Below are 19304 nucleotides of genomic sequence, written 5' to 3'. Positions count from 1 at the left end.
GGAGGTATTGAGTGAAGAAAGGCTTGATGGAGAATATAAAAAAACCTGCTTTTTTCAAGGCAGGTTTTCATATTTTGGTGGGTCGTGAGCGATTCGAACGCTCGACCAACGGATTAAAAGTCCAAATAATAAAATATAACTAATTGTTTCTAAACAGAGTTGAAGCCAGCACCTTCAGTCTGATACAGTTTAATTTTGCCTTATCTCGGCACAAACCGGACACATACCACAGAACGAAAATCCAAGCATTTTTACTCAATTTGCTTTGATTTTCGTTTTTTCTTTTCAGAATAAATAAAGGAAGGGATGTGAAAAAAACATGAAGAGAATATTGATACTGACAACATCACTCTTTGCTTTTTACCAAACATCAGCGATTGCCGACGCTCCATACCCTCAATACGCTGCATTAGTTGAAAAGCATGCAGCATTACAGCGTTTGGACAAAAACATTGTATGGGCGGTTATGGGGCGTGAGAGCTCAGGAAACCGTTATGCTCTGTCCAATAAGAATGCACGGGGTTTGTTACAGGTCATTCCTCCCACTGCTGCAAGAATGGGGGTGAATCCTAAAAACCTCTACGACCCGGAACAAAACATCATCGCAGGTACACGTTACCTGCGTTTTTTATGTAACCACTTTCCTGACAAATCCAGCCCACATGGTTGCAATATTGATTTGGTACTGGCTGGGTATAACGCCGGTGAGGGAGCTGTCAGGAAATATGGTGGCATTCCGCCTTATCGGGAAACTCAGCACTACGTCCGCAACGTGAAAGAACGTTACGCACGATTGAGCGGCAATCGTACAGTTTTGGCATCACACCCTGTTCAGCCTTTTAAGCCGAAGCCTATACCTGCTGTTGCCCGATCTGATAGCTCGTCTGAAAACATAGTCAAAGTAGCAGCCCAAACACCCGTCAAACGATACGCGGAATGGGATGTATTTAAAGAGTTTTAACTGCCTTCGGGCAATTCTTATCACCGCTAAATGCGGTTTTTTTTGTCTTTTAAAAAGGAAATAATGATGAACAACATCAAAAAAATTGTAGCCAATCCCCAAACTATCGCTGCGGTTGCTTTATTGACAATTGCACAAATGACGTTGGCAGACGGGTTTAATGATGTCAATAATATTGCGGTGAAAGTCCGCCAAGGCATCTATGTTCTTGTCGGCACGATTTGCGGTATAACCATGCTTTGGTTTTTTCTACAAGCAAAAAGTGGTCGAAAAACATGGGGTGATTTTTTAGAACTCAGTTTGTATGTGGTTGGTGCAGGTGCATCTATTGCCTTTGCTACTTATCTGTTTACCAAAGGCGGTTCGGTTTCATTCTGAGGAACACAGATGGAAAAGGAAAATATCCACACCGAACAGCATACCTTTAACGGGCTGAACCGTCGGGCAATGATGTTCGGCATTCCCCTTGAGGCTGTTGCCACCAGTATTTTTATTAGTATGGGGGTAACTTTGCCGATGATGTATTTCCTCGGCTGGCGGGCTTTATTGTTTTTACTCTTGCCCGTGCCGTTTTTGGCCTTTTTACGGACAATTTGTGCCAATGACGACCAAGCCTTAAACATCTACCGCTTGGAAACAAAATACTTCCTGCGCCGCCGTAATACCAGGCTGTTCAACGGCACGAACACCATTCTCGCCACTAAATTTGGGAGACAACAAAGTGATTATCAGCGATTTTTTGAGCAATGCTCTGAAAGCGCAACCGGCACAGTCGGATTTTCTACCGAAAATCTGCCAACACGTTACAAACAACATCGTTAATTACAAAACTGGACATCTCGCCTTCGTTATCCGCATGGAAGGCCTGCCGTTTGACGGTGTGAACGACAAGCACCTGTTCACGCAGTTTGTATCGTTACGCAACCTGCTCGCCGGTATGGGCAAAACCTTGGGCAACCGTTTGGCGGTGTGGGGAACGCTGCAACGCCAAAAGATTGTCTTTGACCGTGAGTACAAGTTTCAGACGGCTTTCTGTCAGCAGTTTGCTGACAAGTATCTGAAACGCTTTCAGGAAGCGGATTATTTTGAAAACGTATTCCATCTGACAGTTTTGATTAAGAACGACTATTTGGAAGCAGGTATTAAAGAAGCAGAGGAGCAAATTCAGATTCTGATGCGTTCACTCGAACCATACGATCCGTATCTTTTGACTGCCTATAAGAATGAAAACGGTGTTGCCTTCTCGGAGGTGTACTCGTTTTTTGGTAGCCTAATTAATGGAACACGGGAAGAGATTCCTTTGTCTTTCGTTGATGCTTATCAGACTATTCCAGGAGCTAATCTGCATTTTGGTTCTGATTTGTGCGAAATTCGTTCCCAAAACGGGACTCGTAAGTTTGCACAAATGTTCGATCTGAAAGACTTTGGGATTAGTAAACCTAAAATCTTGACATCAATCTTGCGCTTGCCTTGTGAGTTCACATTCACTCAAAGCCTTGTGTTCATCAATCCGTATGATATGCAGGGCGAAATTAAGAAACAGTTGAACAATCTGACATCGGTCAACGACAAGGCAACGGAGCAGCAGAAAGAGTTGGAAAAAGGTCAGGGTTTACTCGTTTCGGGCGAACTTATGTTCGGCGACTATCATGCGGCGTTGGTCGTGTACGGTAAGACGGCGGAAGAGGCGGCAGCAAACGGTGCGCGTGCTTATTCCACATTCCTGAATGCGGGTGGCTACCGCTTTACCAAGGCTGGGCTGTCCGCTCCGGCGACGTTTTTCAGCCAAGTGCCGGGCAGCAAGGAAAAGCCCCGCTCTTACCCGAAAACGACAACAAACTTTGCGACAACCTTCGGCATACACAACTACTCGCACGGTAAAAAACAGGGTAATCCGATTGGCGATGGTTCGGCAATTATGCCGCTGCAAACCACGTCCAAAACGATTTACGACTTCAACTTCCATTTTTCAAACATGAAGGAGGACAGCCTTGGTGAGAAAATCGCCGGACACACACTGATGTTGGGTGCAACCGGTACGGGTAAAACCACTTTGCAAACATCTATGATGGCGTTCACAGAACGCTTCAACCCTTATATGTTCGTGATGGACTTAGACCGGGGCATGGAGATATTCATCCGTGCCATTGGCGGCTCGTATTTTGCGTTGGAAGCGGGGGTTTCGACCGGGTTAAACCCTTTTCAACTGCCCGATACGCCGGCAAACCGTGAATTCCTGTACAGCTTGGTTGGTATGTGCGGCGCAGACGAAAACGGCAAACTGACGGCTACGGAAGAAAAAGAGATTCAGGCCGCTGTCGATACGATGTTTAGCATGGATTACGAACACCGTCGTTTCAGCCATCTGTTACAAAGTATTCCTGTCGTTCCAGATCCCAACTCACTGCGTATGCGCCTGTCCAAATGGTGCGAAAGTGAAGGCGGACGGTTCGCATGGTGCTTGGACAACCCAACGAACCTGTTTGATGCCGAACAGTTCTTCCGTGTCGGCTTTGACCTTACCGATATTCTGAAGGACGACTATCCGCCGACCGCTCCGGTTTTAGCGTATATGTTTCACCTGAGAAATATCATGATGGACAAAGTTGCTAAAGAAGACGGCATTCTCGCTTCCATCATTGAAGAATTTTGGTATGCGGCACGTTTTGAGGCATTGCAGGACATCATGCTCAAGATTCTGAAAACCGACCGTAAACGCGGCGGCTGGTTGATTTTGGTGTCGCAATCACCGGAAGATGCGATTTCTTGTCCTATTTTCCCGGCGATTGTGCAACAAACGCCAACTAAAATCTTTCTGCCGAATCCTGATGCCGAATTTGAAAACAGCTACGAACGTTGCGGCCTGACGCTAAAAGAGTTTGAGGAACTTTCCAAACTCTCGTTGGAAAGCCGCACATTCTTGGTTAAGCAGTCGAAACAGTCGGCATTTGCCATGCTGGATTTGTACGGTTTTCATGATGAAATGGCTTTCCTGTCAGGTTCATCTGATAACGTTGAGTTGTTGCATCAAATTATGGAAGATGTTGGCAGTGAAAATCCGGATGTTTGGTATCGCCCATTTCTTGAAACCCTGCGAGAACGCCGTGCAGAGAAGAAAAATGTGCGAGCCGCATAATATTCTTTTAATTTAACGAAGGCTGTTTGAATTTCAAACGGCCTTTTTTTTTGCCGCTTGATGCGGCTTTCAACAAGGAACTTATGATGAAATTGAATCTGAAGAAATTATCCGCTATGGCTCTTCTTGTTACGAGTTTAGCAGCTATGCCTTTAGCAGTTACAGCTAGTGGTATTCCGGTAGTTGATGGTGCAGCAGCAGCTCAACGCGCCCAAAACTTCCTTCAGCAGATGATGGAGATGGCTAAGCAACTCGCACAAATGAAACAGCAGTACGAACAACAGGTTAAACAGTTTAAAGCGATGACAGGTTCGCGCAATATGGGCAATCTTTTGAAGGATACGCTCAAAGACCAAATTCCGTCCGAGTGGAGCGAGATTTATAAAGGCGCAAAAAATATCGACTATAAGTCTGTAATTAATAGTAAGGCCTATAACCCTGAAACGGCGCAACGAATGGCTGTGCATAACATGAAGGAGATGGAAAAAGTCTTTAACTCAATGGAGACACAGCTTAAATCTCTGTCGCGCTTGATGGACGAAGTCAACAATACACAAGACATCAAAGCCGCTACTGACCTGCAAAACCGTATTTCTGTGGAACAGGCAAAAATCGCCAACAATCAAACCAAGCTGGATATGCTCGATCGGTTGTATAAACGACAACAAGAAATCGAACAGCGCCAGTATGCTTCCCGTGAAGAATGTATGGCACGTCATATCCGTGATCGCAACTATGCGGTCTGTAATCAGTAGTAGCTTTATCGTGCTGCATTCGGGAGTAAGCGAATGCAGCACTAAATAAAATAGGGCAAATTATGGAAACAACTTCTTATTTTTCCGAACTCGCCAACTTTCTACTAAACGGTATGGGAACTAATCTGTTCCAAAAATCAAATAACATGATCAGCGGTATTGCTCCGGTTTTTCAAATCGGCTTTGGGATTTATATCCTGTTGATCGCGTTTGACTATTACAAACGGGGGTTTGATGAAAATGTCGTGGATTTGGGTAAGCGCATGATCGGCTGGTTGCTGATTATCGCTTTTGCGTTCAATTCCAGTCAGTATCAGAAACTCGCCAATATCATGTGGATGTTGCCCGAAAATCTGAGTGGATTGTTGGGGACTTCAACCTATACTGCAAGCGCGTTGGATACCCAAAGCAACAATATCTTAAAGATGATGGAGAATATTTTTGCGTATGCCTCTTCTTTGGATATGCTACAAGTATCAGATAAGCTGATGCTTTATATTGGTGGTACGATTGCTGTTATATTGGCTTATTTGTTCTTTCTCATTACATTTGCTTATTACCTAATTGCCAAACTATCATTGGCGATGGTAATCGTCATCGGACCTATGTTTATAGGTTCAATGTTGTTTCCTGCAACACGGCAGTGGGGCATGAATTGGATAGGACAAATCCTTAATTACTCAGTTACAGTAGTGTTTTACGTTATTCTAGGTGCATTGCAGAATGATTTTTTCAAGAACCAATTAGAAAGAGCAGTAGTTGGAGAGATCGGATCAGTTGCTCAGGTAGTCGGCTTGATTCCGCTCTTTTTCCTATCAACAACAATTTTTATTTTGGTTGCCTGGAGTATTCCTTCGATTTCTTCCGCTTTAACGGGTGGGGCATCTGTAAACGGTTTCAGTCGAACCGTTATGTCTGTGGCAAGATGGGCAAAAGGTGTGAAACTTCCCGGTGGCGGGAAAGTCAAACCGAAATAATCCAATTTTAGGAGAATATGATCATGACTTTCGTAACTAAAATGCTTTGGTGGATGTTGTTGCTTTCTGTGGGCACATTGATGTTTATCGGTATGTTCGGCAACTTGATGGAAAGTTCTTTGGCCAGATTAGCCGGGCTATGTATCGGTTTATCGATTTTTGGATTATTTTTTAAACTGCTTGACCGACCAGTACCGGTTCGTTTTGATGATTAATACTCTAAGGGTTTAAATATGGATTATCGCAAGATTACTAAATTTGCTGCTATAACAGCCCTGAGTTTGGGCTTGAGTGCCTGTGCTGAACTGACTGACGGCCTCAGCGCCATCAACGGTACTTTGGCGGGCATTAATTCAGGTATGGCCGGTTCGGGAGCAGGGCAAGCTAAAGACACTTTGTCTTTAGGCAGTAAATCGACAGCTCAATACGAATTAAAAAACTTGAAAATGCTTGTTGTCCAAAGAGGTGGCAGTTATAAGGGGGCGATTCCACAGGCAGATATAACCTTTACTGGTGAGGCTTTAAACAAAACCAATCGTCTGATTGTGGTTAATGTGTCCGTTCCTATTTATGACAAACAGGGATATTATGTGTCGGCAGTATCAACCGACATCCACATACCTCCTAAAGAGAAAGTCAAAATTGACAACTTTCGTACAACTCTTTCTCTAACCGATGATAATCGTTTCAATATTCAAAAAACGCAATATCACGCAACAACCTATTAATCTATCTGAGAAGAACACCCCAATCGGGGTGTTTTTTTTGGGCTTATCGATTCATAAATCAAGGAAATCCCCGTGAAAACCATCCTTCTTCTCTCCCTTTCTATCGCACTTTGTGCATGTTCCGGAAAAAAGCCTCCTCAACCTCACGGTACGCCTTTTCCGATTAATTCAACTATTCAAGCAAGAGGATAAATGATGCCTGACAATTCACAAAAAGCCAGCAATAACAAAATGGCTATTGAGTTTATTAATGCTGCAAAAGGTTTTGAAAGCGCAGAAATTGTGCGTGTTCATAAATCAGCAAAAATTGCATGGCGCATCAGTGGTGCGTGTCTCTTGATCACAGGCTTGGCAGTTGGAGCAGTAGCAGGTCTGACACCTTTAAAAGAGACACGGCCTTATGTAATCAAGGTCGATAACAACACCGGGCAAACGGAAATCGTAACGATGATGAAAAATCAGGAACAATCCTACGGCGAAGTTATGGATAAACACTGGTTGACACGTTACGTCCAACTTCGTGAAAGCTATGACTGGGTAACAATTCAGGATAACTACGATGCGGTTATGTTGATGAGTTCCCCTGAGATTCAGGCAGCATTTTCAAAAATCTATAACGACAATCCGCAAGCTCCGCATAAGGTATTAAAAAACCAATACAAGGTAGTCGCCAAAGTAAAAGCCGTGACTTTTATTGGTAGTACAGCGCAAGTCCGTTTTGAAAAACGTATGGTACCGATTTCGGGAGATTTAAATCAGGAAATTCCTGTTCAAAACATGATCGCAACTATCGGCTACGAATATGCGAACCAGCCTATGAGTGAGGAAGCCCGCCGTATCAATCCATTGGGCTTTATTGTCAAAAGTTATCGCGTCGATCCGGAAACTGCGTCATAACAGAAAGGGTTAACGATGAATGTAAAAATGAAACTGACAGCATTACTGCTGATGGGACTTTTACCTGCTGTATCCGGAGCGGTATCTGTTCCCAAAGGGTCGGCTAAAGACGGCCGCATCCAAACCGTTGTGTACAATCCCGATGATGTTATTCATGTTCATGCTCGTATTGGAGAAGCTGTTTTAATCCAACTTGAAGATGGTGAATTGCTGACTGGTGATACAAGCGGCTTGGGTATGGGTGATACAGAAGCCTGGAATTTGGCAGTTCGAGGTAACAATCTCTATATGAAGCCGGTTGCTTCCGCTCCAGCCACAAATATGTTGATTACAACTAACAAAAAACGAACATATGCCTTCGATTTGTCGCTAACCGGCAAGAAAAATGGCAAATATGTTCAAAAGCCGACTTATTTACTTCGATTTGTCTATCCTGATACTGCGGAATATAAAGCGCGTGCCGAAGCTCAGAAACAGGCTAAGGCTTTGGAAAAAATCAAAGGAACAAGGCATCGATCCAGTGTTCAGCACAATTACAACTATTGGGGTAAGGGCAATAAAGCACTAGCACCGACAGCGGCCTACGATAATGGCCGCTTTACTTATTTCAGCTTTGATAACGGTCGAGAACTGCCACTGATTTACAAAGTTATGGCTGACGGTACAGAAATGTTGCTTAACAGCCATGTGGAGGGCGATACCGTGGTAATCCATGAAACTGCAAAACATTTTGTTTTGCGCCTCGGAAAATCTGTGCTTGGTTTGGAAAATCGTAGCTTCGATGAACAAGGCACGTTTAATCGAACCGGCACCGGCAATCATGATTTTGTCCGTATTAGTAGAGAGAAGGAAGGCAGATGAAATTCTTCGACAAATTCAAACGAAAAACTAAGCCTAATACCGTAGAAAACGGTGATTTTACAAAGCCTGAAGCCCTATCCCAATCTGTTCAGAACGATAAAATCGAACCCGGCATACCACTGAATCTAAATACTGCTACACCTAATAATATGCGTAAGGTCGCTTTAGCAGGAGTAGGCATTCTTGCGGTAGGTGTCATCGTATCGGGACTGATCGGGATGACAGGTGGGGATGAAGAAGCGGAAGATTCTCAACCAAAGATTGCTTCTGCTCCTGAAGTAACAGGGAGTAAAAACTTTGCCCAGGATAAAGCGGAAATTGCTCTGATGGATCAACAAGCCGCTTCAGATCCCGTTCCGGATGAGGGTGCTTCCGAGCCTCAACCGGAAGTGGCTTCACAAGTCCAAACGGGTGCAGTTCAACCCACTGTTCAAACGGTGGAGCAAGTACCCTACGATAGCACTGTTCAAGCCACACCATCTGAAACTACGCCTTCTCAAACCCCTAAAGACCGCAAAATGAGTGGTAATGTTTTAGTTAAGTTCGATAGTAGTATCTCTGACTTGGGCAGCACTTCATCTGAAAGTAGCGCACAACTGAATACAGGTAGCCCTCCAAGTTTCTTTGGGGGTGAGGATGGAGGTGGTGCTACACAGGGAGGTGGGGGCAGTTTTGGTTTGCGACTGAATGCGACTGTAACGGCTTCAGCCCAAGCACAACAACGTGGAGATTTGACATATCTGCTGGCCAAAGGAACGAATATCCCTTGCGGATTGGATACCAAGATCGTAACAACCCAGCCTGGATTTACTCGGTGTATCGTATCGAAAGATGTATATTCCGCTAATGGACAAACCCTTCTGATCGAACGTGGCAGTAAAATCATCGGTGAACAAACTTCCGCCTTGTTGCAAGGACAAGCACGAGTCTTCGTGTTATGGAATGAGCTGGAAACGCCGACTGGCGTAAAAGTGCCACTAGCGAGTCCAGGTGCAGGGGCTTTGGGTGAAAGTGGTCATGCTGCTTATGTTAAATACCATTTTTGGAAACGTTTCGGCGGTTCTATTATGATTAGCTTGATTGGTGATATTGGTGATGCTGTTGGTAATCGCCAAAATCGAACTTCGGGCAATAATAATCACATCTCGTATGAAAATACGAGCGAGGCCGCGCAACAGATGGCAACCGAAGCCTTGAAAAACAGTATCAATATTCCGCCAACCGGTACGATTAATCAGGGCTCACTGATTAACATCATGGTTGCCCGGGATGTTGATTTCAGCAAAGTATATGAGTTGGTTAATCCTTACGGATACTGATTCAGACGGCCTGCCCCTCCGGGGGCAGGTTTTTTTATGAAAGCCTAATTCCAAATGACACAAAACCCGACAACTTTTCACGGGCAGGCATCTATCCATTCAGATGCGGTTGTCCGCAACTTGATGGCCAAAACAGGTTTGGACGACTATCTCAACCGGGAAGGCGTAACCGAAGTACTGATTAACCGCGAACGCGAAGTCTTTTTGGAAACCTCGGCCGGTTTTGAGCGAATTGAAGACGACCGGCTGACACTGCCAATTTTGACTCAGCTTGCTACCGCGTTATGTACCTATAACAGCAAACACATCAGTATGGAGCAACCTATCCACTCCGTTACTCTGCCTGACGGCGAACGCGGCCACATCATGATACCGCCGTCCTGCGAAGACAAAACCATCGTCTATGCCTTCCGCAAACCGTCGCAGACACGCTTTTCGTTGGACGACTATATCAATACGGAACGCGTTAATCGCTTCCACGACGTATCTGCCTATGGGGTTTCAGACGATCTCAATCTTGGCGAAATGGAGATGGACAGCAAATTTTATCGGGATATTTCTGACAAGATGAAGCTGCCGAACGATGTGCAGCTCCAGCCCTGGCAATATGAGATGCTGGAACACAAGGCAAACCGCAATATGAATGCCTTTTTTGCTTTAGCCATCAAACACAAACTTAACATATGTATGGTAGGCGGCACCGGCTCCGGCAAGACGACGTTTACCAAAGCCCTATCCGACCTTGTTCCGCCAGAAACCCGCATCATCACACTGGAGGACACACACGAACTGGATTTGCCCAAACATCCCAACCACGCCCATCTGTTCTACAAGGGGCACATCACGGCAAAAATGCTGATTGCCGCCTGTATGCGTTTAAAACCCGACCGTGTTTTCCTGACTGAGCTGCGTGGCGACGAGGCTTGGGATTATATCTCGCTCTTAAATACAGGCCACCCGGGCGGCCTAATGTCCGTCCATGCTAATGATGCACGGAGCGTCCATTACCGAATCGCCCAACTGGCGAAAGAATCGGCAACCGGCCGGACAATGGATTACGACTATATCCTCAACTCGGTTAAATCCAGTATTGATGTTGTTGCCTATTTTGAAAAGACTCATATGACCGAACTGTATTTTGACCCGGTTGAAAAATTTTATGCCATGCGTGGCCGAGTTTAAGGAAGAAATATGCCATACCTAAACCGTATTGAAGTAATGGGTAATTTGGGAAAAGACCCGGAATTGCGTTATCTGCCCAATCAAACGCCTGTAAGCAGTATTTCACTCGCCTATACAGAAAAATGGCGTGATAAAGCCAGTAACGAGCAACGTGAACGAATCGAATGGTTTAATGTTGTGTTGTACGGCAAACAGGCAGAAACAGTTTGTCGCTACATGAAGAAAGGTGATTGTTTGTGGGTTGCAGGTAAGTTGCAATCACGCCGTTACGAACATCACGGTGTTGAGAAGACTGTGTATGAGATTATGGCTGGAGAAATACAGATTATTCATACCAAAAACCAAAACGAAACTGTGTCCGGTTTGGAATATCTGTAAGTTTTAGAGTTCAAGCTGTAATCGTATGCCCGCTTTAAGCGGGCTATATTTTTTTATAGGGCATTAGAGAATGAAAAACAAGTTAATTGGGCTGTTGGCTATGCTGGGCATTTCTGTTCCAATAAGTTTTGCTGGTGGCATGTACCTAGGTAGTATCGTAATGACCGCATGGTTGAATTTAAAAAGCGAGCCATCCGTTAGTATGTTGTACCACTATTGGAAATACTACGACCGGTTGAGACCTGGTGTTCAGACGGCCTTTGAAGTATCAGTCTTTATTGCTCTTCTGATTCCAATTGTAGTTGCCGTGATAATTTGTGCAGCAATGCTGATGAAACCAAAACGTGAACTGCATGGATCGGCGCGCTTTGCTAATCGTATGGAAATCACGAAGCATGGTCTTTTGAAAAAGAAATTTACGGGTGATGAAGAACCGGATTTACTGATTGGAAAATATGGTAACGATTATTTGCGTTGGTCAGGTAACGAATTTTTATATTTAGCTGCACCTACCCGGTCAGGAAAAGGCGTAGGTATTGTGATTCCAAACTGTCTTCACTACCGGGACAGCATGGTCGTATTTGATCCTAAACTGGAAAACTTCCTGATTTCAGGTGGCTATCGGTCTTCTCATGGGCAGGATGTATTTTTGTTTAATCCAGGCGGACGTATGCCGGAACACGAACGCAATCCGAACGCGCCTTTGGTTTCACACCGTTGGAATCCTTGTACCTATATTCGCAGAAATCCCGTCTATACCTACAAAGATGTGAAAAACATCGCTTCCATCATGTACCCAAAGCCGTCTAAAGATAATGGCAGTGCGACCTTTTTCCAGGAATCTGCACAAAACCTGTTTGCTGGTCTGTTGCTCTACATGGTTGAGACGGAATCGGAGCGCGACTTATCCTTACCTGAAAACAAAACCACGTTGGCCAACCTGTTCCGTTTGACGACACCATCGGATGGTAGAACGTTGGCAGAGTGGATTAAAGATGAAATGACATTGCGCGAACAACAGCCTCATACACAGTTGAGCCAAAACTGCCGCAGCCTACTGATGGGCTTTGCCAACGGTAACGCCAAAACGGGCGCAGACATTTTGGCAACACTGATTGCGCCTTTGGGCATATTCATTGACCCGGTAGTCGAAGCGGCAACAAGTGGCGACGATTTTTACTTGGATGAAGTACGCAAAAAAAGGATGACGGTTTATATCGGTATCGTTCCGACTGAAACAGCCGTATTTTCACGACTAACGAACCTTTTTTTCAGCCAACTGATTACAGTAAACGTCGAGCAGGGTTTGCCGTCCAACAATTCCGATGCGCTGAAATACCAATGTTGCCTATTGATGGACGAATTTACCGCCTTGGGTGTAATTCCAGCCATTCAGCACGGTGTCTCGTATATCGCCGGTTACGGTCTGCGTCTTCTGCTGATTATACAAACTCCATCTCAGGTAACTGATCTATATGGACGTGATGCAACACGCACATTTTTCACCAACTTTGGCTGTCAAATTGTCTATCCACCGCGAGAACAAAGCGATGCTGATGAATACAGTAAACTTATCGGTTACGAGACTTACAAAGCCAAATCTACATCACGGTCAGTAGGGAAAGGGGGAAGTCGAAGCACAAGTACCAGTGATCAACGCCGAGCAGTGATGAATCCGGACGAGTTGAAGATGATGCCGAAAAGCGACTGTATCATCAGCTTGGGTAACAGCCGTCCGATCTATGCCAAGAAAATCGTATACTACACCGACCCCGTATTCGCTAAACGGGCAAATTGGGCATTGCCGGAGATCCCGGTTTTAGATATTCATACCGATGTTAGATCACCCATCACTGTATCTAAAGCAGCATTCGTTTCCCCCGATGAGATGGATAGTTTCCATTGGAAGGATGCTTCAAACTCAGAAGAAATCGCCGGTGCAATCCTATCCTCGATTATTCCGCCGGATAGCCCGCCGGAATATATCAATGAACTGATGCCTGTACTTTTGGAAAATTGGGGTGAAGACTCACTGCCATTTATCAAGCAGTTCATAGGTGATAACGTCCAAGCCGGAGCATAAGAGAAGCGGTCTGTGAAATGCAGACCGCCTTATTTTTTATTTTTTCTATAAGGAAGTGGAAATATGAGCGACATTGACGACATCCGCAGTGCCTTGAGTTATATCGACTCACATGATCGCGATACTTGGTGGCAGGTTGGCGCGGCCGTTAAAGACGAGCTGGGCGAAAACGGTTACGACCTTTGGGACGAATGGTCACAACGCGCTGACAACTATGACAACCGTGCCGCCAAATCAACGTGGAAAAGCCTTAAACCGGGCAGCTTCAGTATCGGAACGGTGTGGAAGCTGGCGCGGCAGAACGGTTGGCAGCCTGCCAAGCCCTACACGCCACCAAGCGTGGAAGAACAGGCGCGGCGCAAAGCGGAATTTGAGGCAAGGCGGCAGGCGGCGGAACAGGAGCGGCAGCAGACGCAACAGAGGGTGAAAGGCACGGCACAAAAGATTTGGAATAGTAGCCGCCCCGCTTCGTTGAGCCATCCCTATCTTGCTGCCAAAGGTATTACCAACCCGGATGCCATCGCCGGTCTGCGTCAAAACGAATATAAGGACAACGACAATCTGATTATCCCCGTTCTGTACGAAAATGAAATCGTCAATCTGCAATCCATCAACCAAGATGGTGGCAAACGCTTCTTGGCAGGCGGTCAGGTTCAGGGAGCATATGCCTTTATCGGTAAGTCTGAGGATGTGGAAAAAGTCGGTGTCGTCATGGCGGAAGGTTATGCTACGGCGGCAAGCATCTACGAAGCCACGGGCAAGCCCGTCATCATTGCTTTTGATGCAGGCAACATGGTTACCGTTGCCGAACGTTTGGCACAAAAACTGCCTCAAAACGTCCCTGTTGTGATTGCGGTCGATAACGATGCTTCGCAAACCGGTATCAAAAAAGCACGGCAGGCAGCCGCCTTGTTAGGCGACCGCGCCATGGCAATCCAACCAGAGTTTTCTATGACACTGATACAGCAATATCAGAAAGGCAAAGGCGTTGATGAAAAAGGGCGTCCCCCTTTACCGAGCGACTTCAACGACCTACACAAACTGGCTGGACTCGAAGCCGTTCGCCAGTCCTTTGCAGAAGGTGTCAATCTCGTCTTGAACCCCGACAACAGCCAAGAACAGGCAATCGCCGACGAATTGGAAGAATGGAGCGAAAGGGCTGAGAAAGCCAACAATAGCCGTACTGAACCTGAAAACTTGGAGAACCCCATGAATCCTGAAAACAAAGACAACATTCAGACGACCTCTTCTAATACAACCAACAGTATTGAATACGAGGGTCGAACCCAAACAGTCAATGAAACGGTTTACCGTGAGTCTGACTTTAAACATTACGAGTTGCATGATGCAACAACCGACATCATGTATCTACGCAAAACACCCGAAGAAATTCAACAAGACTTGGATAAAGAAGGTACGCTTAAATTCTATGAAGGTATAACACATGATGGACAACGCGTAACGTTTTATAAAATGGAGCAAGGATGGGAAGCACCCCTAAAAGATGAGTTTATTCAGGAAAAGAACAAAAAAGGACAGACTTCTACCCGCTCCGAATCGGAATTTACCGCCCCAAAGTGCGATAGGCCGTCTGAAACTGAACCAAACGCCCGCAAGGTCGTTTTAGACTTGCAATATCGTATCCCTGACAACATCAAAACGCGTTACCACAGCGTAGGCGGCAAATTCTATTCCGTTTCAGACCACAAAACAGTGCTGTTTGAAGATAAAGGCAAGGAGTTAAAAACAGCCCTTTCTGATCCGCAAACAGTCAAGGATATGTTGGAAGTTGTCAAAGCCAAAGGTTGGGACAGCATCAAGTTGTCGGGCAGTAAAGATTTCCGTCAGGCAATGTTTATTGAAGCCGCCGCCCAGGGTATCCGTACCAGTGGCTACAATCCGACTGCCGCTGATTTGCAGCGAGTGGAAGCGTTGCGGGAACGTTACGCGCAAAACGGCATTACACCGGAGATGGTGCGTGAGCAGGAAAGACGACAACCGGAAGTAGAGAAGGAACAGCCAAGACAAGAGCCTCACAAACGAACAGAACAGGGTAACTCTCAAAGCGAAACGGGGAAGCCTACACAGGAGCAGGAACAGCTTAAACCTGAGGTTGAACGTGAAGAGCGCATTCATACCCAGCCCGATGCTGCCATGCTGTCTGCCGCTGATCGACTGAAAGCGCAAAGCACACTGCCTTCCGACAGAACAATCAATGCTTCTCCTCGAGCTGATACCGATATTGACGTACCGGTTCATTCCATTGGTCGGGAAGAAGTTCCCGCCGAAGTCGTGCATCAGACTGATGATATGAAGGCTGCTGCGTTGAATACAGGCTTTGTTGCGGCGAAAGATCATTATATGCAGAAAGCACAAAAGTTGAGTAAGCCCAATCAAAAGAAACTGGCAATGTATGAACGCGGTGTGATGGATTCAATACGCGGGCTGGAAGGTGATGTACGCACAAAAGCCCTGCGAAACTACTACGAGCATACCGCCCAAAATATGCACGGAACGAAGCTGGAATTGCCCGATCCGATTCAGATTCCAAGTCCGACATAAGAGCAGCAGATGGCAAAAGGCCGGGAGCAATACAGTCCTGAAAGAGGGCAGGATCCGGAAATTACAAGATAAGGAGGAAAGATGGAAGAGTATGCCGATATTTTGCAGGAAGATTGGAATACCCTACTCACTTCTAAAGAGCAAGAGGTATTTTTCAATCTAAGTCATGAAGAACAGGAGGCTTATCTGACCGCCTGCCAGTCTTATGAAGCCATGAAAGCTTATTTGGATAACCCGGAGTCTCCACCGGAGGCCAAACGGCTTTTAGATTTAAGTAGTTGGAAATAAACAGTAAGCCCTGCCGGAAATGGCAGGGCTTTTTTCTGTTTGGAGGAGATAAAAAATGACTGAGCGCAAAAAAAGCCATCAAGAAGAATATGCAGAAAAAATTGCCAAAGAACTGATCGAGCGACTTAAGCAGGGTACAGCTCCATTTCAATTGCCCTGGCAGCCTGATATGGGTAGAGATTTTCCTTTCAACCCCGTATCAGGTACTGAATATAGCGGTATGAACCGTCTAAATTTGATGATTCAAGGTTACAGTGATCCGCGCTGGATGACTTACAAACAGGCTCAGAGTGTGAATGCACAAGTCCGCAAAGGGGAGCGTGGAACTGGGTTAGTAAGGCTGATTACCCATACCGAGAAGATCCAAAAAGATGAAAAAGGAAAAATTATTCGAGACGAAAATGGAGAACCCGTTAAAGAAAGAATCCAGTTGGAGAACCCTTATTTCAAAAGTTTTACCGTTTTTAATGCCGAACAGATAGATGGTTTACCGGCATGGGAAAAGGCACCGCCTGTATGGATTGACCACGACCGTGCAGAAAAACTTCTCAAGGCTTCGGGCGCGGTTATCCATCATCGAGGCAATGATGCGTATTACAACCGAACCCGGGATTTTATAGTACTGCCCCCTAAAGAACGTTTTTTTGGGCAGGGAGAATATTACGCTGTTGCTCTGCATGAACTTGGGCATTGGACAGGGCATGCCGACCGGCTTAATCGAGATATGGGCGGTCGCTTCGGTGATTCATCTTATGCCCGGGAAGAACTTCGTGCCGAAATTTCTTCGATGATGATGAGTCGTGAGCTGGGATTACCGCATAATCCTGACAGACACGCCGGATATGTTGGCGATTGGGTAAAGGTATTGACGGAAGAACCTATGGAAATTCTGAAAGCCTCTCAAGACGCGGCAAAAATCAAAGAATTTATTTTTTCTTTTGAAAAGCAGATAGAAATAGATCGGGAGCAGAATCAATCCATTGACCAGGCTACAAATACAACAAGGCCGTCTGAAAATGAGAAATTTGTAGAACCAGGCAATCAGACTTTGGAAGAACGCGTACAGGCGGCAAAAGAACGTTACGAAGACAGATTTTCGGAAATTAGTGCCAATGATCAGAAAAAATATCGCCACTTAGAAGAAGGCATGGAAAAATTAATTAAAGGCTTACCGGAGCATACACAGGCGCAAGTACGTTTTCATTTTTACCAAAGTCAGTATGAGCATATGAGCGTCAAAAACGAACTTGAACAATCCCCCCCACAACAGGAAATGTTTTATGGGAGATAGCTGCATAAAGAACATTTGAAAACCCGACAGGTTTGTACCTGTCGGGTTTTTCTTTTTATAAAGGATGGATGAGTGAATAAAACTACCGACAATGACAAACGTCAAGTCCTCCGTGTCTTTGGATTAGACGAATCCGAACTGGAAGCATTGCGTAAGTTGGCTGAAAAAGAATACGGTAAAGCAAGTGTTTCCTTGTTGGCCAAAAAACTTTTGAAAGCCAGGTTGGAGGTACCGGAAGAACCTGCCCTGGTCAGTCTTCCTCCACCGAAAGGCAGTAAACGTATTACCGTCCGCCTGCCGGAAAAAGACCGGGCTTACCTTGAAGCAGCCGCAGAACAGCATAAATGCAGTGTCAACGATATTGTGCGCGATATAGTTCAATCACATGTTCGTAAACATCCCATGCTCTCTACGACCGAAGTCGAAATCTTGCATCAATCTAATTACCAGCTTGTCAGTATCGGCCGCAATCTAAACCAAATTGCCCGACAGCTCAATATGGGCGAAGGTGTTTCGCTTACATCAGAACAGATAAATGCCCTATCACAATTCATCAGGCAACATACCCAAAGGGTAAGTGACGTATTACGAACCAACCGCAAACGCCTATCCGAATAGGAGTAAAGCTATGTCCCTGTACCGTAAAATAGACGATTGGTTTTTGGGTTTCAAAACCCGCTCCGTCCGTGCAAAAGATTCCTGCATCCCCATCTCAAAATCCAATCACCGGGCAAAATCCAGAGTACCCCTCAAATCCGGTAGCGGATTGGCCAACCTGACGGCGGCGGCTAAAAAACACCCCGAAGTCATGGTTAAAATCCCTAAAAGGCTAAGTCGAAACTCCAATGGTATGCAGGGCATACGCAACCATTTGGACTACATTTCACGCAACGGTAAAATTACTGTCGAAAATCACTCCGGTGAAAAATTAAACGGTAAAAAAGCCGTCAAATCGCAACTAGAAGATTGGCAGGAACTCAATATCCCCGAAAGAGGCAAACACCGGGAAGCCCTCAATATCGTCCTATCCATGCCTGCCGGAACACCTCCACAGGCAGTATTGAATGCTGCCCGAAATTTTGCCGCCGAGCAGTTTGCCGACCATCAATATCTCTTCGCTTTACATCACGAATCCGAAAAAGAAGGCGAACCCGAGCATCCCCATGTACATTTGTGTGTATTGATGAGAGATACCTACGGGCAACGGCTTAATCCGCGTAAAAATGATCTTTTTGAATGGCGCGTCCGATTTGCTGAAAAACTCCGGGAGGAAGATGTGAAGTGTGCGGCTACTAAACGACAACACCGGGGAAAAATCCTCAAAGCTGAAAATGGCATAGTGCGAGCTATGAAAGAACGCGGTGCAACACCCCGCATCGAAAAGCAACGGCTGGAAGAATTAAACCAAGCAATCAAAAACCTGGAACGTCCAACACATCCCTACATTCAGAAGGTCATGCAGACACGCGGTTACATATTGGCTGAATATGGTCTTATAGCCAAAGAACTGTATAAGATGGGACACAAAAATGAAGCCAGGCTTATCAGTAGATTGGCTAAGGATATGATTGGGCAACCTCTAAGCACTAAAGCACAACGGGAATACGATCAAAAGGTCAGCCCTCAAGTACAGCAAGAACCGCATATCTCCAAACAAACAGGTATAGAACAAGACAACGAACCTACTCGTTAAACAAGCAATGCAAAAGCCCGGCGGCCGTACAGATGTCTGTACGGCCGCCGGGCTTTTTTGTTTTTATATTTTGTCAGGCTATGTAAATCAGTTTGCCTACTAGACAAATAGAATAGATAATTTGGTTATAGACAATTTAAGTCCTGATTATTTTAAATTAGCCAAACTTAAAAGTATTTATTTAATAGATAAT

The 19304-nt window shown here is 45.4% G+C and carries 19 protein-coding genes; all 19 read left to right on the top strand.

Annotated features, from left to right (window positions below; translation table 11 throughout):
* Positions 1 to 319 precede the first annotated feature (319 nt).
* The 19 genes from LPB400_RS01100 (at position 320) to LPB400_RS01010 (ending at position 19111) form a co-directional block, all read left to right on the top strand.
* Positions 320 to 961, top strand: coding sequence for a lytic transglycosylase domain-containing protein (locus tag LPB400_RS01100; RefSeq protein ID WP_107769522.1), 642 nt, complete (start codon positions 320 to 322; stop codon positions 959 to 961).
* 63 nt (positions 962 to 1024) lie between these two features.
* Complete coding sequence (locus LPB400_RS01095) at positions 1025 to 1339, top strand: hypothetical protein (RefSeq protein WP_070814693.1); 315 nt, start codon at positions 1025 to 1027, stop codon at positions 1337 to 1339.
* Between the two features lie 9 nt (positions 1340 to 1348).
* The gene (locus LPB400_RS01090) at positions 1349 to 1783 is read left to right on the top strand and encodes a VirB3 family type IV secretion system protein (protein ID WP_070814692.1); all 435 of its coding nucleotides are present in this window, start codon (positions 1349 to 1351) and stop codon (positions 1781 to 1783) included.
* A complete protein-coding gene (locus LPB400_RS01085; RefSeq protein ID WP_107769521.1) occupies positions 1683 to 4097 on the top strand; it encodes a conjugal transfer protein in 2415 nt (804 codons plus the stop codon). Before LPB400_RS01090 ends, LPB400_RS01085 begins: the two co-directional genes overlap by 101 nt.
* An 83-nt stretch (positions 4098 to 4180) precedes the next feature.
* On the top strand, positions 4181 to 4852 hold the full coding sequence (locus LPB400_RS01080) for a type IV secretion system protein (protein WP_150537973.1): 672 nt from the start codon (positions 4181 to 4183) through the stop codon (positions 4850 to 4852).
* Between the two features lie 62 nt (positions 4853 to 4914).
* Positions 4915 to 5829, top strand: a complete 915-nt coding sequence (locus LPB400_RS01075; protein WP_107769520.1) for a type IV secretion system protein — start codon at positions 4915 to 4917, stop codon at positions 5827 to 5829.
* A gap of 23 nt (positions 5830 to 5852) precedes the next feature.
* Positions 5853 to 6044 (top strand): hypothetical protein, encoded by a 192-nt coding sequence (locus LPB400_RS01070; protein ID WP_128582986.1) that lies wholly within the window; start codon positions 5853 to 5855, stop codon positions 6042 to 6044.
* Between the two features lie 18 nt (positions 6045 to 6062).
* Positions 6063 to 6557 carry a hypothetical protein gene (locus LPB400_RS01065; RefSeq protein ID WP_049323729.1) on the top strand — a complete coding sequence of 165 codons (495 nt, stop codon included), beginning with the start codon at positions 6063 to 6065 and terminating at the stop codon, positions 6555 to 6557.
* Positions 6558 to 6749: 192 nt separating this feature from the next.
* On the top strand, positions 6750 to 7454 hold the full coding sequence (locus LPB400_RS01060; protein ID WP_107769519.1) for a virB8 family protein: 705 nt from the start codon (positions 6750 to 6752) through the stop codon (positions 7452 to 7454).
* Positions 7455 to 7481: 27 nt separating this feature from the next.
* Positions 7482 to 8315: a P-type conjugative transfer protein VirB9 gene (virB9, locus tag LPB400_RS01055; protein ID WP_065425730.1), complete on the top strand. Its 834-nt coding sequence runs from the start codon at positions 7482 to 7484 to the stop codon at positions 8313 to 8315.
* On the top strand, positions 8312 to 9634 hold the full coding sequence (virB10, locus tag LPB400_RS01050) for a type IV secretion system protein VirB10 (protein WP_107769518.1): 1323 nt from the start codon (positions 8312 to 8314) through the stop codon (positions 9632 to 9634). The genes virB9 and virB10 overlap by 4 nt, the downstream gene beginning before the upstream one ends.
* Positions 9635 to 9688: 54 nt before the next feature.
* Entirely contained in the window at positions 9689 to 10816 is a 1128-nt protein-coding gene (locus LPB400_RS01045; protein WP_107792541.1) for an ATPase, T2SS/T4P/T4SS family, read from the top strand.
* A 9-nt stretch (positions 10817 to 10825) separates the two neighbouring features.
* Positions 10826 to 11194 carry a single-stranded DNA-binding protein gene (locus LPB400_RS01040; protein ID WP_049323733.1) on the top strand — a complete coding sequence of 123 codons (369 nt, stop codon included), beginning with the start codon at positions 10826 to 10828 and terminating at the stop codon, positions 11192 to 11194.
* Positions 11195 to 11264: 70 nt separating this feature from the next.
* A complete protein-coding gene (locus LPB400_RS01035; RefSeq protein ID WP_219089145.1) occupies positions 11265 to 13277 on the top strand; it encodes a type IV secretory system conjugative DNA transfer family protein in 2013 nt (670 codons plus the stop codon).
* A gap of 63 nt (positions 13278 to 13340) precedes the next feature.
* Positions 13341 to 15839, top strand: coding sequence for an LPD7 domain-containing protein (locus tag LPB400_RS01030; RefSeq protein WP_219089142.1), 2499 nt, complete (start codon positions 13341 to 13343; stop codon positions 15837 to 15839).
* An 81-nt stretch (positions 15840 to 15920) separates the two neighbouring features.
* Positions 15921 to 16127, top strand: a complete 207-nt coding sequence (locus tag LPB400_RS01025) for a hypothetical protein (RefSeq protein ID WP_219089140.1) — start codon at positions 15921 to 15923, stop codon at positions 16125 to 16127.
* 55 nt (positions 16128 to 16182) lie between these two features.
* Positions 16183 to 17418, top strand: coding sequence for an ArdC family protein (locus LPB400_RS01020; RefSeq protein ID WP_107769513.1), 1236 nt, complete (start codon positions 16183 to 16185; stop codon positions 17416 to 17418).
* A gap of 72 nt (positions 17419 to 17490) precedes the next feature.
* A complete protein-coding gene (locus tag LPB400_RS01015) occupies positions 17491 to 18036 on the top strand; it encodes a plasmid mobilization protein (RefSeq protein WP_225905455.1) in 546 nt (181 codons plus the stop codon).
* Between the two features lie 10 nt (positions 18037 to 18046).
* Entirely contained in the window at positions 18047 to 19111 is a 1065-nt protein-coding gene (locus LPB400_RS01010; RefSeq protein ID WP_219089138.1) for a relaxase/mobilization nuclease domain-containing protein, read from the top strand.
* Positions 19112 to 19304 lie beyond the last annotated feature (193 nt).

Origin of the sequence: Neisseria perflava, assembly GCF_019334725.1 — a bacterium.
Lineage (GTDB): Bacteria > Pseudomonadota > Gammaproteobacteria > Burkholderiales > Neisseriaceae > Neisseria > Neisseria subflava_A.
The sequence above is the reverse complement of the archived record's forward strand: the minus strand, read 5'-3'. Positions and strand labels throughout refer to the sequence as shown.